Consider the following 18,843-nt stretch of genomic DNA (forward strand, 5'->3'; position numbering starts at 1 on the left):
TGTCAATGTTAGAAATATTTGATTTTTTTGTCTAATATATTAATCATTAAGAATAAGACTTTTAAAGTATCAATAACAATATGAGAGAAATATGAATATTGAACTTAGACATTTGCGTTACTTTATTGCTGTTGCAGAAGAGCTTCACTTTGGTAAAGCAGCCGAAAGATTGAATATTTCTCAACCTCCTTTAAGCCAACAAATACAAACACTTGAAAGCGAAATAGGCGCAAGACTTTTAGAGAGAACAAACCGTTCAGTCTCGTTAACACCTGCAGGACAAATGTTTTTAAAAGAGTCGTATCAAATTATGGCGCAGGTCAACGCAGCCGCGACGCGCGCCGCTAGAATGGAAAAAGGTGAATTAGGTGAGATTTCAATTGGTTTTACCTCAACAACACCTTTTATGCATTTAGTCACCTTGAGTTTGCGGCAGTTTAGAGAAAACTATCCAGAAGTCGGTATTCATATGCATCAAATGAATACCAAACAACAGATATCACCGTTACTGACGGGGCGTATTGATCTGGGGATCATGCGAAACACGACATTACCTGAAAATTTGCACCACCAGCTATTGTTTCGTGAACCTTTTATTTTAGCGGTTTATGAAGGGCATCCACTGCTTGCTTACAAAGAAACAGGGGGCAATATTCAAGATATTGGGCAATATCCTTTTGTTTTCTTTGAAAGAGATGTTGGTACGGCACTTTATGATGAAATTATTCAACTGCTTAGTTTGTCAGGAATTACGCCAACTATCGCACAAGAAGCGGGTGAAGCGATGACGATTTTAGGGCTAGTTGCCGCAGGGCTTGGTATTTCTATTGTGACAAAATCATTTACGCGAATGAAAGTCGATGGCGTGCACTATCTACACTTTGCAAATACTCAGGCATTCTCTGAAGTTTGGTTAGTTTCACATAATAAACGCGCTATTCCTGCGGCGGCGAATCGATTAACGCAATTGTTATTGAAAAATATCTTAGATCACCAAAAATCTTGATTTATATGTGTTTTTGATCACGCTTTTTATGTAAGTATTGTACAATTATCACAAATTGACGACATAATCGGTAATGAATTATTTGGAGCCTCGAATTAATTATGGCTCTTTAATTAAGGATGCATTCAATGGGGAACCAACCTAGTCACATCGATCACGTAAAACAATTTAATCTTGGCACAGTCTTTCGCTTGATTGATGAACATGGTCCCATTTCTCGTATTTCATTGTCGAAAAAGGCAGAGCTTGCACCAGCAAGTATTACAAAGATCACGCGAGAATTAGTTGAAGCACACCTTATTCATGAAACGGAATTCCCTGATGTGGGATTTCGCGGCAGACCCGCTGTCGGATTAAAATTAGAAAGCCAAGGCTGGCAATTTCTCTGTATCCGTATCAATAAAGGCAGTTTACTTTTTAGTTTAAGAGAATTAGATAGCAAACTGGTTACTGAAGATACATTCGATTTTCCTAAAGAATACAGCGATGATTTTCTTAATTACTTTTTAATTGCAATTGATAAATTCTTCGAACGTTATCAATCCCATGTTGAAAGATTGACGGCAATTAGCATTACAATGAATGCCATTGTTGATCCCATTAGTGGCGTTATTTATAGCTCGCCTTATTATGATATTAAAGACATCCCACTTGCCGATAAAATCCATGAAAAAACAGGTGTTTCTGTATTTTTACAGCATAGCGTAACTGCATGGACAATGGCGGAATCTTTATATGGTGCGGCAAAAAACAATTCAGACGTTCTGCAAATTGTTATCGATGATATTGTTGGTGCTGGCGTGATAAACAATGGAAAAACATTACATTCTAACAGCCATAGTGCCATCGAAATTGGACATACTAAAGTTATCGATTCTCAAAATAGCTGTTATTGCGGGGCAAAAGGGTGTTTAGAAACAGAAATTGCTATTCCTCAATTAATTAAGAAAGCCCAATTATTAGCTCAAGAAGATCCCACTTCGTTGCTAAACAAATATCCTATAACCGTTGAGACATTGTGTGATGCGATATTAGTTGGCGATAAACCCGCGCTTGAAATTGTAAATTTAGTCGCTCAGCGATTAGGTTTTATTTTGGCTGTGATGATCAATATCTTTAATCCACAAAAAATATTAATTGGTTCACCGTTGTGTCGTGCTAAATCAGTGCTTTTTCCTTTGATGTTGGATCATATCCAAGATCACGTTATGCCTCGTTATGCAAAGTCACTCATTATTGAAGAAACAGAGTTAAGAAATAAAGGTACATTGCCAGCCGCATCTTTAGTGAAAGAAGCGCTGTATAACGGTTCTTTGTTAATTGAATTAATGCAAGGCTAAATTAAGCTAAATAAAACGTAACAAAACTGTTTTGTATGCGTAAATGCGCCAATTGATCATTAACGAATTCTCTATTTTTGAGCAATTAACTAAAAAATTGAGCTACCTCAAGCCACCAGAAACAGTGTTACCCTAAACTCTAATCTCTGTCATTTTTTATGAACCTGATTTATCTGTCATAACGGAAGTAAATTATATGTTAACACGCTTTTTTGTTACGGGGACAGATACCAACGTGGGTAAAACTGTTGTAACCCGAGCACTTCTTCAGTCATTAAATCGTGGCGGGTCAACGGCAGTGGGTTATAAGCCTATTGCAACAGAATTGCATGAAACGGCTGATGGTGAACGTAATCGTGACGCTATGATTATTCATAATTCATCGCCAGTTGAAGTTCGCTACGACGAAATTAATCCTATTTTGCTTGATAATTGTTATGTTAGTGAAAATGAAATCGATTTTAATAAAATTTCAAATGAGCTAGATAATTTAAGTAAAAAAGCAGAGTGTGTTGTTATCGAAGGTAATGGTGGTTGGCGTTATCTTCTTGATGATAATACTTTTTATTCTGATTGGGTGGTGAAAGAACAAATTCCAGTTGTTTTGGTTGTTGGTATTCAACCAGGCTGTGTCAATCACTCAATATTAACAGCGCAATCTATTATCAATGATGGTGTTAAATTAGTAGGTTGGGTTGCGAACAGAATAAATCCAGGATTACCTTATTACGCGAAAATTGTGGAAAGGCTATCTCAGCATATTCCTGCACCGCTGATTGGTGAAATCCCGTATTTATTACGTCCTGAAGAACGTGATCTCTCTTGTTACCTCGATTTAAGTCAGTTAGAAATTGCCGTACCTGCTTAAGAGAGAATATAAAAGAGAAAATATCAATAAGTAACGAAGTGGATTGCTATCTGTTTTTAAACGATACCAAACTTGTTACTTTTAAATGCCTGATGATTAAATTCATTGGGTGTTTTTATTTTTTCTGATTTAGCCTCAAGCATAATTAATGATAAAAATCGCACTCAACATTAAGACTAAATAAGATAGAACGGATCAGATAAAATCGTTGAAATACCATGCAGATCTATAATGAAAATACTCACACTTATCATTAAATCATAAAACGCCCGATAAAGTTTATCGGGCGTTTTATACCTGAAAAGTTATCAACCTATATCAGGATTAGTCGATATGATTTTATCAACTATAGATTAATGACGAGTATAAACAATCTTCTTACTGTCATTTTCGCATGTTCCAACAACCTTACCTTCTGTTTGTGCAACTTGATCGTTTTCAACGACAGTCAAAGTAAAGTTAGCGGCTGGCACACCATTATTAACGATTTTTTGTTGAATAGACTCAACAACTTCATCACAACCCGCATTCGCGGCTAAAGGTGCAAATGCAACTAGTGTGGCCATTACTGCAAATACATATTTTTTCATATCATTCTCTCCTTGTTTTATGGAGTAAACATCATTGTTTTACACTATTTTCTTACGGATTAACAGGGCGACCAGTATTACTGTCTAAACAACGACGAGTTTCAGGCTCCCAATATGCATAGACATTAGCGCTTTTCAGACAAGCATCTCGCTCATCAATGGCTTTATCTATTTTATTAAATTCGGTTTTTTCCCGCTGATTGATTTGGGTTCGAAGCTCACGCTTTTGATCCCAGTCTTCTTTCATTTGTCGAGCTTGTTCTTTATCTAAGACATTGTCATAGCCATTGCCATTAATGGTTACATTAGTTGAAGCGGCAACAGAAGAAAAAGAAGACACTGATAAACCAAGAAATAAGGAGAACACCATGGTTCTGATGACTTGTTTCTTAGTTAGTGTGTTTATCATGGTTGCTATCCTCTAAAGTTATGTAGCTATTACTCTCAATGACTATTATATCTTAATCATTATAGCTGATACCTTAATAAAAAATGTGTTTTCAGTGTATTTAGTTTTGACGATGAACACTTAACCCCGCAAATGACTGACTCACCGGCATCATTTCTAATGTATTGATATTCACATGAGCAGGTAATGTTGCTGTCCAATATACTGCTTCTGCTACATCTTCAGGTGTTAATGCATTTGCATTAGCATAAGTTTGCTCAACTTTATCACTATCGCCTTTAAAACGAACTAATGAAAACTCTGTACCACCAACAAGCCCTGGCTCGATATCGGTCACGCGGACTTTTTTACCTTGGAGATCAGCACGTAATCCTAAGCTAAATTGCTTAACAAACGCTTTGGTCGCACCATAAACATTTCCGCCCATATAAGGCCAAGACGCTGCTGTTGAACTGATATTAATAATATGACCTTGGTTTCTTTCTACCATAAAAGGAAGAATAGCGCGGGTGACATGAACCAGACCTTTATTATTTGTCTCGATCATCGTATCCCAATCATCAAGATTGGCTTTATCGGCGGTATTTAAACCTAGGGCTAATCCTGCATTATTAACCAACACATCAATTTCACGCCATTTTTCAGGTAATTGTGTATAAATCTCACTGACTGCTTTTTTATCTGTAACATCTAGCTGTAATGGATAAAATTGTTCACCTAGCTCTTTATGCAAGTTATTCAGTTTATCCAAACGACGAGCAGTACCAATAACTTTATGTCCATGGCTGATAAAATGACGAGCAATGGCTTCACCAAAGCCAGCAGAAGCACCCGTGATAAAAATAATCATTTAATTACCCTCGATAGTTATAATGATTGAAAGTAAAAGGCTATCACTAGAAAGAGTCAAGTTTAAAAAGCGGCTTTGCGATAAATCAGGCTAAAAACAAGATCCTTTTCTTATATGAAAGATTTTTATCTTTAATAATAAGTCAGATTTTTGTTTTCAACTGTAAGACAAAGGTGGTTAAACAGAGCAATTAACAACGCTGAGGCCGGGTTTATTGAGCAACAAACCCAGCCTAGTCAAATAACAATATCAATTATTTTTTACCAACTTGATGACCAATAACGCCACCTAAAACACCGCCGCCAATAGTGCCTAATGCGCTACCGTCAGTTAAAATTGCGCCACCAATGGCACCTGCACCGGCTCCAATTGCTGTGTTACGATCGCGTTTTGTCATGCTTGAACAACCCGCAAGAGAAAAAAGCAGAACAGAAGCGACACACAGTGTTCCAATCTTTTTTAACGTGATATTCATTTTTATAAACTCCGATATAAAGGACAATATAAAGATATCGTTATCGTATTTATACGTGCATCAGAATATTCGGGAACATTAGGGGTGAAAACTCTTAAAATGAGTGAATACTGATAACATACATTTTAAATGCATTAAATCAAAATAAATTTTATTATTTATATTATTATTTGATGCTCATAAGAAAAGCATCAATGTAACTATGTCATTTATATGAGTTAATGTAACAATATGATATTGCTAAATAAATTAAAAGCACTCTCTTCGCAATTCGCCTCGGGCTATTTTGGTGTTGTATTAGGAATGATTGGTACGGGAATGGCATGGCGCTATGCAGCAAAAGAGCACCACTATCCGTCTTTTATCGGTGAAATATTTATTGGTGTAGGTTGCTTGGTTTGGTTAACGCTTACGCTATTTTTATTGGGTAAATGGTTATTTCATCGATATGCTATTCTGGATGAAATTAAACATCCGGTTGCCAGTGGGTTTACAAGTTTATTTCCTGCAACAACAGTCTTAGTATCAATAGGTTTAAACCCTTATTTACCATTATTCTCTCTTGTATTGTTTATCCTCGGTGCGCTTGCTCAGTTAGCGTATTCCAGTTGGCTGATTGGTTATCAATGGAAGGGCGAATATCCTAAAATGGCCACTACACCCGTATTATATTTACCGACAGTGGCGAATAACTTTATCTGTGCCATGGCATGTGGTGCATTCGGATTTAATGATTTGGGTATTTTATTTTTTGGTGCTGGCGTATTTTCTTGGTTAAGTTTAGAACCTGCTATTTTAAAAAGAATACGTAGTGAAGGGGTAATGGATGAAAAATCACGGCTATCCTTTGGTATTCAATTAGCGCCGGCTTTAGTGGCTTGCAGTGCTTATTTGGCTATTAATGATAATCATATCGACTTTTTCGCTAAAATGTTATTAGGCTATGGTCTATTACAACTTTTATTTATGGTGAGATTAATCCCTTGGTTTATTAAACAGCCATTTTCACTACCATTTTGGAGCTTTTCCTTTGGAGTCTCTGCATTAGCAAAGGCATCATTAAATATGAGTATGATAGCTAATAGCCATTTTATGCAGTTACTCTCAACAGCACTATTTATCTTTGCTAATTTAATTATATTACTACTGATTTGGCATTCGTTATTATGGCTTTTTAGAGGACTAAAACAATTATGTTGTCCTTCTAAGGCACTTTAATAACCATAGAAAAAAAAGAGCCTAAACAAGATTATTTAGGCTCTTTTTATTTTACGTCGAAAGATAATTTAATAAAATTTTAAAAAAAGTGCATTAAGTTAGAATTAAATTCTAATCGGCTTTCTACTTAAAATAGCCACGGTATTACCGATAAACATCGCTGAGTAATATAAAGGAACATAAATCAAGCCGAGTGCAATCATCATAACACCAATAGATAGCATTAACGCTACAGTGCTATCTGGTGAGGTTAATTCTAAAAATCCTTTATCTAACCCTGTTAAAAATACCTTTTCTTGTAATTTTGCATATAGCCATGAACTACCAACAAGAACAGCACCAAACCAAAAACTTAGCCAACATAATGCTGAAGTAAAAGACATCATATTATTTTTCATTATTTATTTTCCTTGTCAAATAAAGCATACAATGAGTTATGATATTTTTATAAAAATCAGTTTTTAGATTATATCGATAAATAAAAATAGATAAATACATATATGGGTAAAATGGCTAAGTGAATATATAAAAAGAGCAAAGTTATTAATTAGCCATTTATAAGTTTCTTATTACATATATCCACATATAAAGAAACTCTGAGAATAATAACGTTTGGGGATAATTCAAGTTTGGTATTAAAAAGACATCTAAACGTTAATTATTTCCTATACTTTTTAATTTGATAGACAAAATATCCTATTGCTAACGGTATGATCAATGGGATTAGCACCATTAGATATAATGCACCGCCACCTTTGGCTCCACCGCCATTGATATATTCATCGAAAATGTCTTTTGAAAAGTAATGAAGAAATATGTCGTCACTGCATTTTTTAGCGAACGGAAGTAAGGGGATACAGATACAACTATAAATAATAATTAAAATATGTTTAGTGCCGCTATCACTTAAAAAATAAACAATTGGAATAAAAATAAAAAAACTAAGAAATGATTTACCCCAGAAATCCCAACTTTTTATAAAAAGACGAACAGGGTGATTTTTCTTTTTTTCCAATAAGTTTCGTTGTGTTATTTTTTCTTTTGTATGATTTTTGCCACTTTTACTCATTAAACTACCTTGTTAGAGTTAGCATTTATTTGTTATTTATACGTATTATTATATTTGATGTGACAAAAGATGAAAAGGCGTGATCTTAAATCCGCCAGTAGAATAATACTGACGGATTTATCATTTAGGAAAAATTAGAAGGCTTGACGGAAAATCTCAATGATCTCTTTTTCATTACCTTTACGAGGATTAGAGAATGCATTACCGTCTTTGAGTGCCATTTCCGCCATATATGGGAAATCAGATTCTTTCACACCCAATTCCCTTAGATGTTGAGGAATACCAATATCCGTAGAGAGGCGAGCGATAGCTGCAATAGCGCGCTCTGCAGCATCCATCACGGATAATCCTGTGATATTTTCACCCATAAATTCAGCGATATCTGCAAATTTTTCTGGATTAGCAATCAGGTTATAACGCAGTACATGTGGTAATAGCACCGCATTCGCGACACCATGTGGCATATCATATAAACCACCTAATTGGTGAGCCATTGCATGCACGTAACCAAGGTTAGCGTTATTAAATGCCATTCCAGCTAACAATGAAGCATAAGCCATATTTTCACGGGCTTTCAGGTTTGTTCCCAAGGCTACGGCTTGGCGTAAGTTACGAGAAATTAAGCGAATTGCTTGAATAGCTGAAGCATCAGTGACTGGATTAGCATCTTTAGAGATATAAGCTTCAACTGCGTGAGTTAACGCATCCATACCTGTTGCGGCTGTGAGTCCTGCGGGTTTGCCAATCATTAACAGTGGGTCGTTAATAGAAACAGAAGGGAGGTTACGCCAGCTCACAATAACAAATTTAACTTTAGTTTTTGTATTGGTCAGAACACAGTGGCGAGTAACTTCACTTGCTGTACCAGCAGTGGTATTTACTGCAATAATAGGAGGAAGTGGATTTGTGAGTGTTTCAATACCTGCATAATTGTAAAGATCACCTTCATGAGTGGCTGCAATACCGATACCTTTACCGCAGTCGTGCGGGCTACCGCCTCCCACTGTAATTATCATGTCGCATTGTTCTTTGCGGAACATTGCAAGACCTTCAAGTACATTAGTGTCTTTGGGGTTAGGTTCAACGCCATCAAATACGGCAACATCAATACCCGCTTCTTTTAGATAACCGATAGTTTTATCTACAGCACCATCTTTTATTGCTCGTAGACCTTTATCTGTTACCAGCAGGGCTTTTTTACCGCCCAATAGTTTGCAACGTTCGCCAACAACAGAGATAGCACCTGGACCAAAAAAGTTAACATTCGGTACCAAGTAATCAAACATACGATAGCTCATGATAAACCTTCCAATATCAGATTATTATTCAGATAAATTAAAGTATTAGTGCATTCTCGCCCCATTGGTTATTAAGTCAAGAGAGGTAGCTCATCAATGAGTTGAATCGATTCGTTTAACTTTGGTTTATTTGACATAAGTCAACAGGGCGTACTTATAATTAATAAGCCAACGTCATCTGATTTTGAGAAAGAAGCAGGGGGAAACAAAAAATAAAACACCCGCAAGCAGGTGTTTTATCATATCCAGCAAATATCGCTTATTCTTCGAAGTACCAATATCCTTGATTGATAAATTCGGTTAATTCGGCAACAAAGGCTGGGTTATTCAATGCTTCACCGAGTTCATCTGCGCCAACTTCTGTAAACTGGCACAATGCATCTGCTCCCTTCGTTTCTTTGGTGGTCCAATTTTCTGTATTCACAAAGAAACTCTCTGCGATGCGCAGGACGCGTAGCCCACTTAGTCGGATCAGTTTTTCACCATCATTCAGTGCATTCAGTACTTCTTCTGGTTGATAAGGTGGTTCTGAAGGCGCAATATCTAGCTCATGACGCGGTGTAGTTGCAAAGCGACCTAACCACTGTTCAAAATCACCGGGCTTGTTGATCATCTCAATCATCATAGCGCGCAGACGTTCAACTTCATGAGGTTCCATTCTTCCTGCATTGTCGCGTACTGTTAGATTTGGATCGCCATAATTTATTCCACCCAGATCTTGTTCCAATGCATAATCTGCAAAGCTGCTCAGCAAATCACGTCCATTTGGCCCACGAAAGCCGACAGAATAATTCATAGTATCTTCAAAGGTGAAGCCATCGTGAGGGAATCCAGGGGGGATATATAAAATATCTCCCGGTGCCATTTCTACATCAATAATTGGTTCAAATGGATCAACATGCAGTAATGCGGGGTGAGGGCAGAACTGGCGCATTGGTAAGGCATCACCTACACGCCAGCGGCGACGTCCCATTCCTTGAATGATAAAAACATCATAGTTATCAATATGTGGGCCAACACCACCTCCCGGCACAGAATAGGAGATCATCAGGTCATCAAGACGCCATTCAGGTAATACTCGAAACGGTTTCACCAGTTCAGCTGCCGGCATATGCCAATGGTTGACAGCCTGAACTAATAGTGACCATCCTTCTTCACCTAATTCGCTGAAGTCTTCAAACGGACCATGACTTGCCTGCCATTTGTCGCCAGTAAGGCTGACAAGGCGGCTGTCAATTTCTGGCTCCATTGCCAGACCTGCCAGTTCATCTGGTGTGATAGGATCGACAAAATTAGGAAATGCATTTTTCAGTACAACAGGTTTTTTTTGCCAGTATTTTTCTAAAAATTCAGGCCAGTTAAGATTCAGTTTATTAACCATGTGACCACATCTGTATCAATGAATAAGTGGGTAATTATAGAAGTAATACACAGTGATATTTTTGTTTGGCGTCAAATGGCAGTTAATAACACGGATGGGAATATCTGAATATGGAGGATCAAGGTGTTATAAAACTCTTTCTGAAATGGAGTTAATAATTTAGATACCACAAAGTCGTATAATATTTGACGCTATGTTACATAAGGGGGCTGAGCCATTCCAGCAAAATGAGATTGGAGTTTACCGGAATGGTTCAGGTTAGTCTTTATATAGAGTGAATTGTGTGGATTACTATTACTTCTTATTTGTTTTTTGGGCAATCGCAGATTTAGCCTTTGCTATAATCTTGCTTAATTCATCAGCACCTTGACTTTCGCTAATTGCATGTAGTTTTGAGTAATCACATTCAGGTTCATTATTTAATTTAAACTGTTTACACAGCTCTAACCAAAATTTATTTTTACTCTGTTCAGAGATATTGGATTGGTTTATTTTTTGTTCTGCTTTTGAAATAATTTCTTTGTAGTTAGATATATTGGAAGATAAATCGTCAGCTACTTTTTTAGCATATTCTTGATATGTCAATTATTATCCTTAACGAAGTTAACTTCGTTTCCATTGTTCATTAATATCTAATATGTTTGTATATATTGTGGTTGCTGTGAATTTTTCAGGGTGGTCAGCTATAGCTTCAGAAATTATAGTTCTGTACTCTAGCTTCATATCATTATTATCTAGGTATTTTTTCTTAACACAATAGCAAAGTCTATCTAGCCCATTTAAGTACATTTGTACAGCTTCACCGAACCTAAGATTGGCAGCAGTATATTCTTCAGATACTTCTTCAGTGTCAAATTTACCGAGAGCAATTCCTGCTGAACTTAATTCCCTGCGTCTTTCAGCTATCTGAGCTTCTAAAGCAAGTAAAGAGTTTAAAGTGTTTATTTTATTTGACTCAACTGCTTCTTTTATCTGACCTCTCACACTCCACAACATAAGTAGCGCAATTACGGCTGATATAATGTACGTAATTAAACTTAACAAATTATAGAGATCTTGTTGCATATTTTAGCTTGCCTTTTTAGTGATAATTGCTTTAGCCATAGCCACTATTTTACTCAATTCACCAGCGCCTTGGCTTTCCATACCTAAAGATAAATGCATTCCGAATAAATCAGTCAGTTCTGAATATAATTCAATCCAGAATTGTTTTTTGCTATCTTCATTAATATTTGACTTTTCTAAAACACGTTCTGCTTCTTCGATTAACTCAACTGAAGAGTATGGTGTTTCTTTTATTTTTTTAGCTGTTATGGCAGCGTATTCTTTAGGTGTCATTTCATTTCCTTTTTATTCTTTACAAAACCCCATGCTGTACTACAAAGGTAGTCTCAGGGAAATATCAAGATCTCAGCACAAATGGCTAAAAAACAACCGCTTCAATTAATCATTTGCAACAAAAACCTTATCTAAATATAACATATTCTTATGTGTTTGGCAGTCTTAGGCATTGTTTTTCTAATTTTTGAATATAAATAGTAAGTAAAACTATATAATAAGAAGGAAAAGTGGTTTGGAGGAGATTTATGGCAACACTCAATATAAAAGCAACTTTTTAGTGCGATATCGAAATGTTGTGGAAAGTGATTACCTCGACAGAAAATTATTAATGGCGTAGTGATTTACACAGTATTGAAGTGATAAACGATCATAAATTTATTGAACATACCAAAGATGGTTATACGCCCACATTTACGAAAATAGCTAAAGTGCCATAATATCAACGATGGGAATTTGATATGGAAAATGAAAATATCAAATTAGATTTTATTAAAACCTTTAGTGAAGTCGTATCTGAAGAAAAGGCAAAAAGCCTATATTCAAGACTTAGAAAAAGCATTGGCAAATGAGCTTTAGTTAAAAATAACCAACATAATCAACTTGCCAAAAATAGAGATTTCAATGCCTACCCGTATTTAGATACCAAGATTCGCATAATGTATATTATGTTAAATTGAATCTAAAGAACAATAATACAGTGCCTTCCTCCTATAAATGTAAATCTTGAACTGATGGTTCTTTTCGCCCCATCTACTCAAGCTATTTCAATATACTCAATGGAAGAATTTTACTTCTGCTATTTTTGATATATGACTATGGAAAATACTTTTGGGTTGATTTAATACTAAGACCGATATAAGCTTAATTTTACAAGGTGATGGTGTTCCACCTTTCCCAACCGCTGGTTATTCTCACAATACCAGATGATGACGCCTGATATACAATTAATTTGTCCTCTTATAGGCATGTATGTCAGGTATCGCTATGAAAAAAACGACTAAATCAAATCTCGATCATAAACAATTTCCCCTTCAAAAAGAAGACTCAATCTATGTTTTGGGTCACCAAAATCCTGATAGTGATGCTATCTGTAGCACACTCGTTGTGGCTGATTGGCTTAATTATACTGGTAGATCTGCAACCTCTTGGCGTTTGGGCGATATCACCCCAGAAACCCGTTATATCCTTAGCGTAGCTGGTGTTCCTCAGCCCAATTTACTCACGACGGACTTAACCGATAAAGTTGTATGGTTAGTCGATTTTACCGATGCTGAGCAAGGTCCGCCTTCCCTAATGAATAGCAATATCATCGGGATCATTGATCACCATCGTATTGGAACCATCATCACCCGAAACCCTCCTGATGTTTGGATCAGAGCCGTAGGATGCAGCGGAACTGTTCTGCTTTCTATTCTGATGCACGAAGTGCCAATGCCACTTACCGCCTCTCAGGCTATTTTGCTAATGGGGGCTATACTTAGTGATACCGTTGCATTAACGGGTCCTACCACAACGACACAAGATCATCATGCTGTGGCGATATTACGGGATATTGCGGGTGTTGATTATGACCAATTCGTAAACGAGCTTCTCCGTGCCAAAACGGATATCGCTGGGCAACCCATTTCAGTATTGCTCAATCGTGATGCTAAAAATTACTGTATCCATGATATGCCCCTTTTGCTCTCACAAATTGAGGTGAGCAATATGGATGATATTACCCCTTTACTGCCGGCATTGTTGCAGGAAATGGTACAGATTCATAACCATCGTTCATTAAAAATGGTCGTATTAATAGTGACAGATATTACTCAACGGAACTCTGTTTTGTATTTTTCCGAAAGTAGCCTGATTGGTTCTAGCCAAGTTTCATTACCCGGCATGATAAGCCGGAAAAAAGAGATACTTCCTTGGCTGACCGAACGACTTGCTTCTTATAAGGGATGATATATGAAAATTTATCGATACGCCTATTTATTAACCATTTTTCTGTTGATGTCCTGATTAAACATCTTCCAAATCTATAGAATAAGGTCGAACTTATGAGCTTTGAAATTAAAAATATTATCGCAAGAGAAATTCTTGATTCACGAGGTAACCCAACCGTAGAAGTCGAAGTAACCTCTGCAGAGGGATGCATGGCTCGGGCATCGGTTCCTTCTGGTGCAAGTACAGGTTCTCGCGAAGCTATCGAACGCCGTGATGGTGATAAAAAACGTTTTGGTGGCAAAGGTGTGTTAGATGCAATCCACAGCATCAATACTGAAATTAATGATGCCCTAAAAGGCTATGATGTTCGCCATCAAAAAGATATTGATAACTGTTTGATCGCCCTTGATGGTACAGAAAATAAAAGTCGATTGGGTGCAAATGCCCTTCTTGGTGTTTCTTTGGCGGTATCTCGTTTGGCAGCGCAACTCTCTGATATGCCACTCTATCGCTACTTAGGGGGGATTAGCGCTAATTTGCTCCCTGTTCCTTGTATGAATATCATCAATGGCGGTGTTCATGCTCGTTGGCAAGGTGCTGATTTTCAAGAATTTATGATAGCCCCTTGGGGGACTTCCTCTGTGCGCGAAGCAATTCGTTGGGGCAGTGAAGTATATCAAGCTTTGCGTCAAGTTCTATTGGAAAAAGGGCTATCTACGGGAGTTGGTGATGAAGGTGGGTTTGCCCCTGCCGTTTCTTCAAATCGCCAGCCACTTGAGCTTATTGTAGAAGCGATCACTAAAGCGGGATATCGTCCAGGTGAAGATATTGTTATTTGTATGGACCCTGCCTCTAGCGAGTTCTATGCAGATGGTAAATATACTCTGCGTACTGAAAATACGCAGCTCAATGCTGAAGAAATGACTCAGTACTACGCACGATTAGTGAACGATTTTCCGATAATGTTGATTGAAGATGGCTTAGCCGAAGATGATTGGGCTGGTTGGAAAATCTTACATGCAGCACTTGGTGGTAAATTAGAGCTAGTTGGCGATGATCTTTTTGTGACTAACGTGAAGTATATCCAGCGAGGCATCGATGAAAACCTTGCCAATGCTGCACTGATCAAACTGAATCAAATTGGTACCCTTAGTGAGACTATTGAAGCCGTTCAGTTATGTAAAGATAACAATTGGGGAACCTTTATTTCCCACCGTAGTGGGGAAACTGTCGATAGTTTTATTGCCGATATGACTGTGGGGCTACGTGCTGGTCATCTGAAAACTGGCGCTCCTAGCCGTGGAGAACGTGTTGAGAAATATAATCAATTGATGCGCATTGAAGATGAATTAGGTGATGCTGCTGTATTTGCAGGTAAATCTGCGTTCAAAATACGCTGATTAAGGTTATTGATATTGTTCATCGTATGATGCAATGAAATAGAGAGTAAAACTCGTTATTTTTATAAAAAATAACGAGTTTTTAATTTACGGTTTGTTATGTATTACTATCAATCGATATTTGGGTCTTTCTCATTTTAAATAAAGAAACACCTAAAAATATCATGGCGAATATACCACATAACAAGAATGCAAAAGGTAATTGATATGTAATGGATGAAATTAAGCTAATTAAATAGCCGACAATGGCTGAAATAAAATATTGGATCATCCCCATTAATGATGAAGCAACACCGGATTGTGATTTAACACTTGCCATAGTTAATGCCGTTAAATTACCAAAAATTAAACCTAACGACCCTACACCAATAGCTAATAATGTACCAAATGTGAATAGAGAAACTGGTCCAAAACTCATCATAATTAATAGTGTTGCACCGATAGCAGTATGAATAAGTATCCCTAAAATAATGACAACCTTAGATGATAGATATTTCTTTTGTAATAAAAAATCAACCTGCCCACCGATAATTAAAGCAACAGCATTAGCTGCAAAAATATAACTAAATTCTGTCGGTGTTAATCCATAATATGTCGTAAAAATAAAGGAAGAGCCACTGATATACACAAATAGTGAGGCTAAAATAACACCACCTGAGAGCATATATCCCATATAGGTAATATTGCGAATTTGATTGATATAAGCCTTAACACTATTTTTAATGCTTAAAGGTGAACGTTTGTCTATGGGCAATGTATCGGGGATTGAGCGATAACTCCATATAAAAAGAATACTCCCTAATAGCGTCATAAAACCAAATATGCTTCTCCACCCAATATGCCCTAATAAAAAACCGCCAATAATAGGTGCTAAAATGGGGGCTATCATCATGATTTGCATTAATAATGAGAATATTTTTGATGATTCTTTTAATGAACAAGCATCATCAACAATAGCTCTTGGTGTGACCAAACCCGCTGCTGCCCCTACTGCTTGGATTAACCTTGCGATTAATAACCATTCGAGGCTTTGTGAAATAGTGGCAATAAATGAACCTAAAATAAAAATACCGATCCCGACGAGTAATGGCGTTCTTCTGCCATATCTATCTAATAAAGGACCATATATACCCTGCCCAATCGCTAATCCAATTAAGAAGAAAGAAAGTGTTAGCTGAATATCGCTTGAAGTAACATTTAAATCATTAGCGATAGTCGGCATTGCAGGTAAATAAAGATCGATGGCCATTGCATCTAAAGCAGTTATTAAAGCGAGCAATACCACTAATAATGCGCTAAACGTGTTTGAATTATTATTTGAAGCTAACATTATTCTCTCCAATTAAATGCTTTAAAAGTGTCATTAAAGCATCCAACCTTAGTTTGGTAAGTTCTTTATTTGTATATACTAATTTAATTTGAATACTATCAATAATTGAAATATAGACCTCGGTATAGAAATCAGTATCAAATTTTAATGCTGTATATGTCGTTATTGTATTTTTAAATTCAGAGGTTAATCGTTGGATATAGGCGCTATGTAATTCATTAATCTCATCAGCAAGATGCAAAGGCGATAAGTAACTGGTTTGTAAGAAAAATTTTAATATTGGTGTATTATCATACCGCTCAACTAAATTTTCACAGTAACTAAAACCAGGTGCATTACGATTAATCTGTGTGTCTGAAAAAGCATTTTGAACATTAATAAGTTCTTCATCCAGCGCACAACGATATGCATGCATAAATAGTGCATCTTTGCTCTTAAAATGGCTATATAACGATGATTTTTGTATGCCCGCTGCATGAGCTATTTTAGATATCGACGCCCCATTATATCCATATAGTGAAAACTCAAGCATTGATGCTTGAGTGAGTTTTTCAAATGTTGTTTCTGTGCCCATTATTTTTCCTTACCGTACGACCGATCGGTCGGTTGTATGATAAGGAGGTAAATATATAGATGCAACTAAAAAATGAACAAAAATTAGGTGTGCAAGAGTGATTTTATATCCTCAATAATTTTATCTAATGTTTGTAAAATATAATCCCAGATATTTTCAAAGATATTCCCATCGTCAACATCCTCAATAGCAATCAATTGTCTTGTTGCAATCACGGTATCATCAACGATAAATTCTGCATATCCTACAACTTGTCCTTTCGTGATTGGTGCTGAAATATAAGGGTTATCAAAAATATAATTTACTTTAATTTTTTTAATATCTTCTTTTTTAACATCAACTGCGGTTTCTCGTGGATAATTAACAAGAAGCTGGGATTTATCGGCATACCAAATACGAACAGCTATCGCGCTATCTATACTTATGTCTGGTTTATAAACGGTATAATTATCAAAACCCCATGATAATAATTTATCTGCCTCATTAAATCTGGATATAGAAGAATCAGCACCTAAAATAACAGCGATATATCTAACTCCTTTTTTTACACCTGATGTGACAATATGGTATTTATTTTCTGATGTTGTTCCTGTTATTAACCCATCAATATCAAATTTACTTTGATATAATAATTTATTACGATTAAATTGTTTTATTCCATTATAAGTAAATTGTTTTTCTTTATATAAATTATAATCATCTGGGGTCTCTTTAATTAAGTGTCTTGCTAACAATGCCATATCAAAAGCAGTAGTATATTGCTCTCCATTATTATTAAGACCATGTACATTTTTAAAATAGGTATTAGTCATACCAATACTGGTAGCCATTTTATTCATTTGGTCAACAAAGCTATCCTGATTACTGGCCATATATTTAGCTAGTGCAATAGCAGCATCATTGGCTGATTGGATAATTAAGCCTTTTTTCAGTTGATATATAGATACGTGCTCATCTGCTTTAAGAAACATAAGAGGTGAGCCATTTAATACAGGGTTTGCAAAAGCCCATGCTTCTTTATCAATAGTAACGTTATCATCATTTTTTATGTAGCCTAAATATGTTGATTTCGCTATTAAATATGATGTCATTAGCTTAACTAAGCTTGCTGGTTCAACTTTTTCATCGCCCCCTTTTTCTGCTAATATTTCCCCTGTATCGTATGACATTAACACCCAAGCTTCTGATGAAATGATAGGTGTTGAATATTCAGCATGGGTTTTTTCAGTAATAGAAAATAATATTAAAAAAACAATAAAAAAAGAATTAAAACTATTTTTCATAATAATTTTTGATTACCCTTTTATTTAGTAATTTATAGGTTTAAGGAAATGATTTATTCTTTATTTTGCGATTGATAAATTTGTGATGTGGACATTTTTTGTTCTTGTTTTTTTGCATTCTATTTTTTCACCATCATTAAATATCATGACGTGAGAATAACCATTGTTAATATAAGTATCACCGCTTAAAAATTGGTAAATATTATATTGAATTCCTTTTATAGTTTTCCTATTCACACCGGGTGATACATAGAAATCATCGCCATTTTTCATTGTGCTTATCCTATAGTTTGTATGAAAAATAGTAACCATTCCTTTATCTTTGCAATCAAGTTCTATTTCTGCCATGGCATTAGCATCAACACAAAAGAGCAATAGTATTAATTTTAATAATATCTTATTTTTTATCATCATATGTTTTCTCTATTATTTTTTATGTTTTAAAATTATAATAATCTATTATTTATCATTATATTGTGAAT

Annotated in this window: 21 protein-coding genes and 1 riboswitch; of the genes, 6 read left to right on the forward strand and 15 right to left on the reverse strand. The window is 35.9% G+C overall.

Annotated elements, in window-relative coordinates:
• The first annotated feature begins 91 nt into the window (after positions 1-91).
• The 3 genes from QQS39_RS08760 to bioD all read left to right on the forward strand — a co-directional run bounded on the left by QQS39_RS08760 (position 92) and on the right by bioD (position 3,214).
• Positions 92-1,006, forward strand: coding sequence for a LysR family transcriptional regulator (locus QQS39_RS08760; RefSeq protein WP_285805769.1), 915 nt, complete (start codon positions 92-94; stop codon positions 1,004-1,006).
• Between the two features lie 128 nt (positions 1,007-1,134).
• A complete protein-coding gene (gene mlc, locus QQS39_RS08765; protein ID WP_432711554.1) occupies positions 1,135-2,346 on the forward strand; it encodes a sugar metabolism global transcriptional regulator Mlc in 1,212 nt (403 codons plus the stop codon).
• 196 nt (positions 2,347-2,542) lie between these two features.
• Positions 2,543-3,214, forward strand: a complete 672-nt coding sequence (gene bioD / locus QQS39_RS08770; RefSeq protein WP_088495662.1) for a dethiobiotin synthase — start codon at positions 2,543-2,545, stop codon at positions 3,212-3,214.
• A gap of 353 nt (positions 3,215-3,567) precedes the next feature.
• On the opposite strand, the gene QQS39_RS08775 is transcribed toward bioD, so the two are convergent.
• From QQS39_RS08775 to osmB, 4 genes are all read right to left on the reverse strand, one after another.
• A complete protein-coding gene (locus QQS39_RS08775) occupies positions 3,568-3,804 on the reverse strand; it encodes a DUF1161 domain-containing protein (RefSeq protein WP_151435060.1) in 237 nt (78 codons plus the stop codon).
• Between the two features lie 52 nt (positions 3,805-3,856).
• Complete coding sequence (locus QQS39_RS08780) at positions 3,857-4,174, reverse strand: DUF1283 family protein (protein ID WP_265576324.1); 318 nt, start codon at positions 4,172-4,174, stop codon at positions 3,857-3,859.
• Positions 4,175-4,313: 139 nt separating this feature from the next.
• Entirely contained in the window at positions 4,314-5,063 is a 750-nt protein-coding gene (ydfG, locus tag QQS39_RS08785) for a bifunctional NADP-dependent 3-hydroxy acid dehydrogenase/3-hydroxypropionate dehydrogenase YdfG (protein WP_151435062.1), read from the reverse strand.
• Positions 5,064-5,316: 253 nt separating this feature from the next.
• Positions 5,317-5,538, reverse strand: a complete 222-nt coding sequence (gene osmB / locus QQS39_RS08790; RefSeq protein ID WP_006536908.1) for an osmotically-inducible lipoprotein OsmB — start codon at positions 5,536-5,538, stop codon at positions 5,317-5,319.
• Between the two features lie 231 nt (positions 5,539-5,769).
• Here osmB and tehA point away from each other — a divergent pair, with 231 nt between their 5' ends.
• Positions 5,770-6,756, forward strand: a complete 987-nt coding sequence (tehA, locus tag QQS39_RS08795) for a dicarboxylate transporter/tellurite-resistance protein TehA (protein ID WP_151435063.1) — start codon at positions 5,770-5,772, stop codon at positions 6,754-6,756.
• Between the two features lie 104 nt (positions 6,757-6,860).
• On the opposite strand, the gene QQS39_RS08800 is transcribed toward tehA, so the two are convergent.
• From QQS39_RS08800 to QQS39_RS08830, 7 genes are all read right to left on the reverse strand, one after another.
• On the reverse strand, positions 6,861-7,154 hold the full coding sequence (locus QQS39_RS08800; protein ID WP_151435064.1) for a hypothetical protein: 294 nt from the start codon (positions 7,152-7,154) through the stop codon (positions 6,861-6,863).
• Positions 7,155-7,414: 260 nt separating this feature from the next.
• Positions 7,415-7,825, reverse strand: coding sequence for a hypothetical protein (locus tag QQS39_RS08805; RefSeq protein WP_265576294.1), 411 nt, complete (start codon positions 7,823-7,825; stop codon positions 7,415-7,417).
• Positions 7,826-7,959: 134 nt separating this feature from the next.
• Positions 7,960-9,123, reverse strand: a complete 1,164-nt coding sequence (gene dhaT, locus QQS39_RS08810; RefSeq protein ID WP_285805771.1) for a 1,3-propanediol dehydrogenase — start codon at positions 9,121-9,123, stop codon at positions 7,960-7,962.
• 259 nt (positions 9,124-9,382) lie between these two features.
• Positions 9,383-10,504, reverse strand: coding sequence for a ribosomal protein uL16 3-hydroxylase (locus tag QQS39_RS08815; protein WP_285805772.1), 1,122 nt, complete (start codon positions 10,502-10,504; stop codon positions 9,383-9,385).
• Between the two features lie 294 nt (positions 10,505-10,798).
• Positions 10,799-11,089, reverse strand: a complete 291-nt coding sequence (locus QQS39_RS08820; protein WP_151435067.1) for a hypothetical protein — start codon at positions 11,087-11,089, stop codon at positions 10,799-10,801.
• An 18-nt stretch (positions 11,090-11,107) separates the two neighbouring features.
• Positions 11,108-11,569: a hypothetical protein gene (locus QQS39_RS08825; protein ID WP_151435068.1), complete on the reverse strand. Its 462-nt coding sequence runs from the start codon at positions 11,567-11,569 to the stop codon at positions 11,108-11,110.
• A gap of 3 nt (positions 11,570-11,572) precedes the next feature.
• A complete protein-coding gene (locus tag QQS39_RS08830) occupies positions 11,573-11,842 on the reverse strand; it encodes a hypothetical protein (protein WP_151435069.1) in 270 nt (89 codons plus the stop codon).
• Between the two features lie 867 nt (positions 11,843-12,709).
• Positions 12,710-12,788: riboswitch (Fluoride riboswitch) on the forward strand.
• A gap of 41 nt (positions 12,789-12,829) precedes the next feature.
• On the opposite strand from QQS39_RS08830, the gene QQS39_RS08835 reads away from it, so the two are divergent.
• Both QQS39_RS08835 and eno read left to right on the forward strand, forming a co-directional pair.
• Positions 12,830-13,792, forward strand: coding sequence for a DHHA2 domain-containing protein (locus QQS39_RS08835; protein WP_285805773.1), 963 nt, complete (start codon positions 12,830-12,832; stop codon positions 13,790-13,792).
• Between the two features lie 95 nt (positions 13,793-13,887).
• On the forward strand, positions 13,888-15,174 hold the full coding sequence (gene eno / locus QQS39_RS08840; protein WP_285805774.1) for a phosphopyruvate hydratase: 1,287 nt from the start codon (positions 13,888-13,890) through the stop codon (positions 15,172-15,174).
• Between the two features lie 97 nt (positions 15,175-15,271).
• On the opposite strand, the gene QQS39_RS08845 is transcribed toward eno, so the two are convergent.
• The 4 genes from QQS39_RS08845 to QQS39_RS08860 form a co-directional block, all read right to left on the reverse strand.
• Positions 15,272-16,504 (reverse strand): multidrug effflux MFS transporter, encoded by a 1,233-nt coding sequence (locus QQS39_RS08845; protein WP_285805775.1) that lies wholly within the window; start codon positions 16,502-16,504, stop codon positions 15,272-15,274.
• A complete protein-coding gene (locus tag QQS39_RS08850; protein WP_196734356.1) occupies positions 16,488-17,078 on the reverse strand; it encodes a TetR/AcrR family transcriptional regulator in 591 nt (196 codons plus the stop codon). Before QQS39_RS08850 ends, QQS39_RS08845 begins: the two co-directional genes overlap by 17 nt.
• Positions 17,079-17,161: 83 nt before the next feature.
• A complete protein-coding gene (locus QQS39_RS08855; RefSeq protein ID WP_285805776.1) occupies positions 17,162-18,361 on the reverse strand; it encodes a serine hydrolase in 1,200 nt (399 codons plus the stop codon).
• A gap of 60 nt (positions 18,362-18,421) precedes the next feature.
• The gene (locus QQS39_RS08860; RefSeq protein WP_285805777.1) at positions 18,422-18,775 is read right to left on the reverse strand and encodes a hypothetical protein; all 354 of its coding nucleotides are present in this window, start codon (positions 18,773-18,775) and stop codon (positions 18,422-18,424) included.
• Positions 18,776-18,843 lie beyond the last annotated feature (68 nt).

The organism is Proteus appendicitidis, assembly GCF_030271835.1.
Taxonomy (GTDB): domain Bacteria; phylum Pseudomonadota; class Gammaproteobacteria; order Enterobacterales; family Enterobacteriaceae; genus Proteus; species Proteus appendicitidis.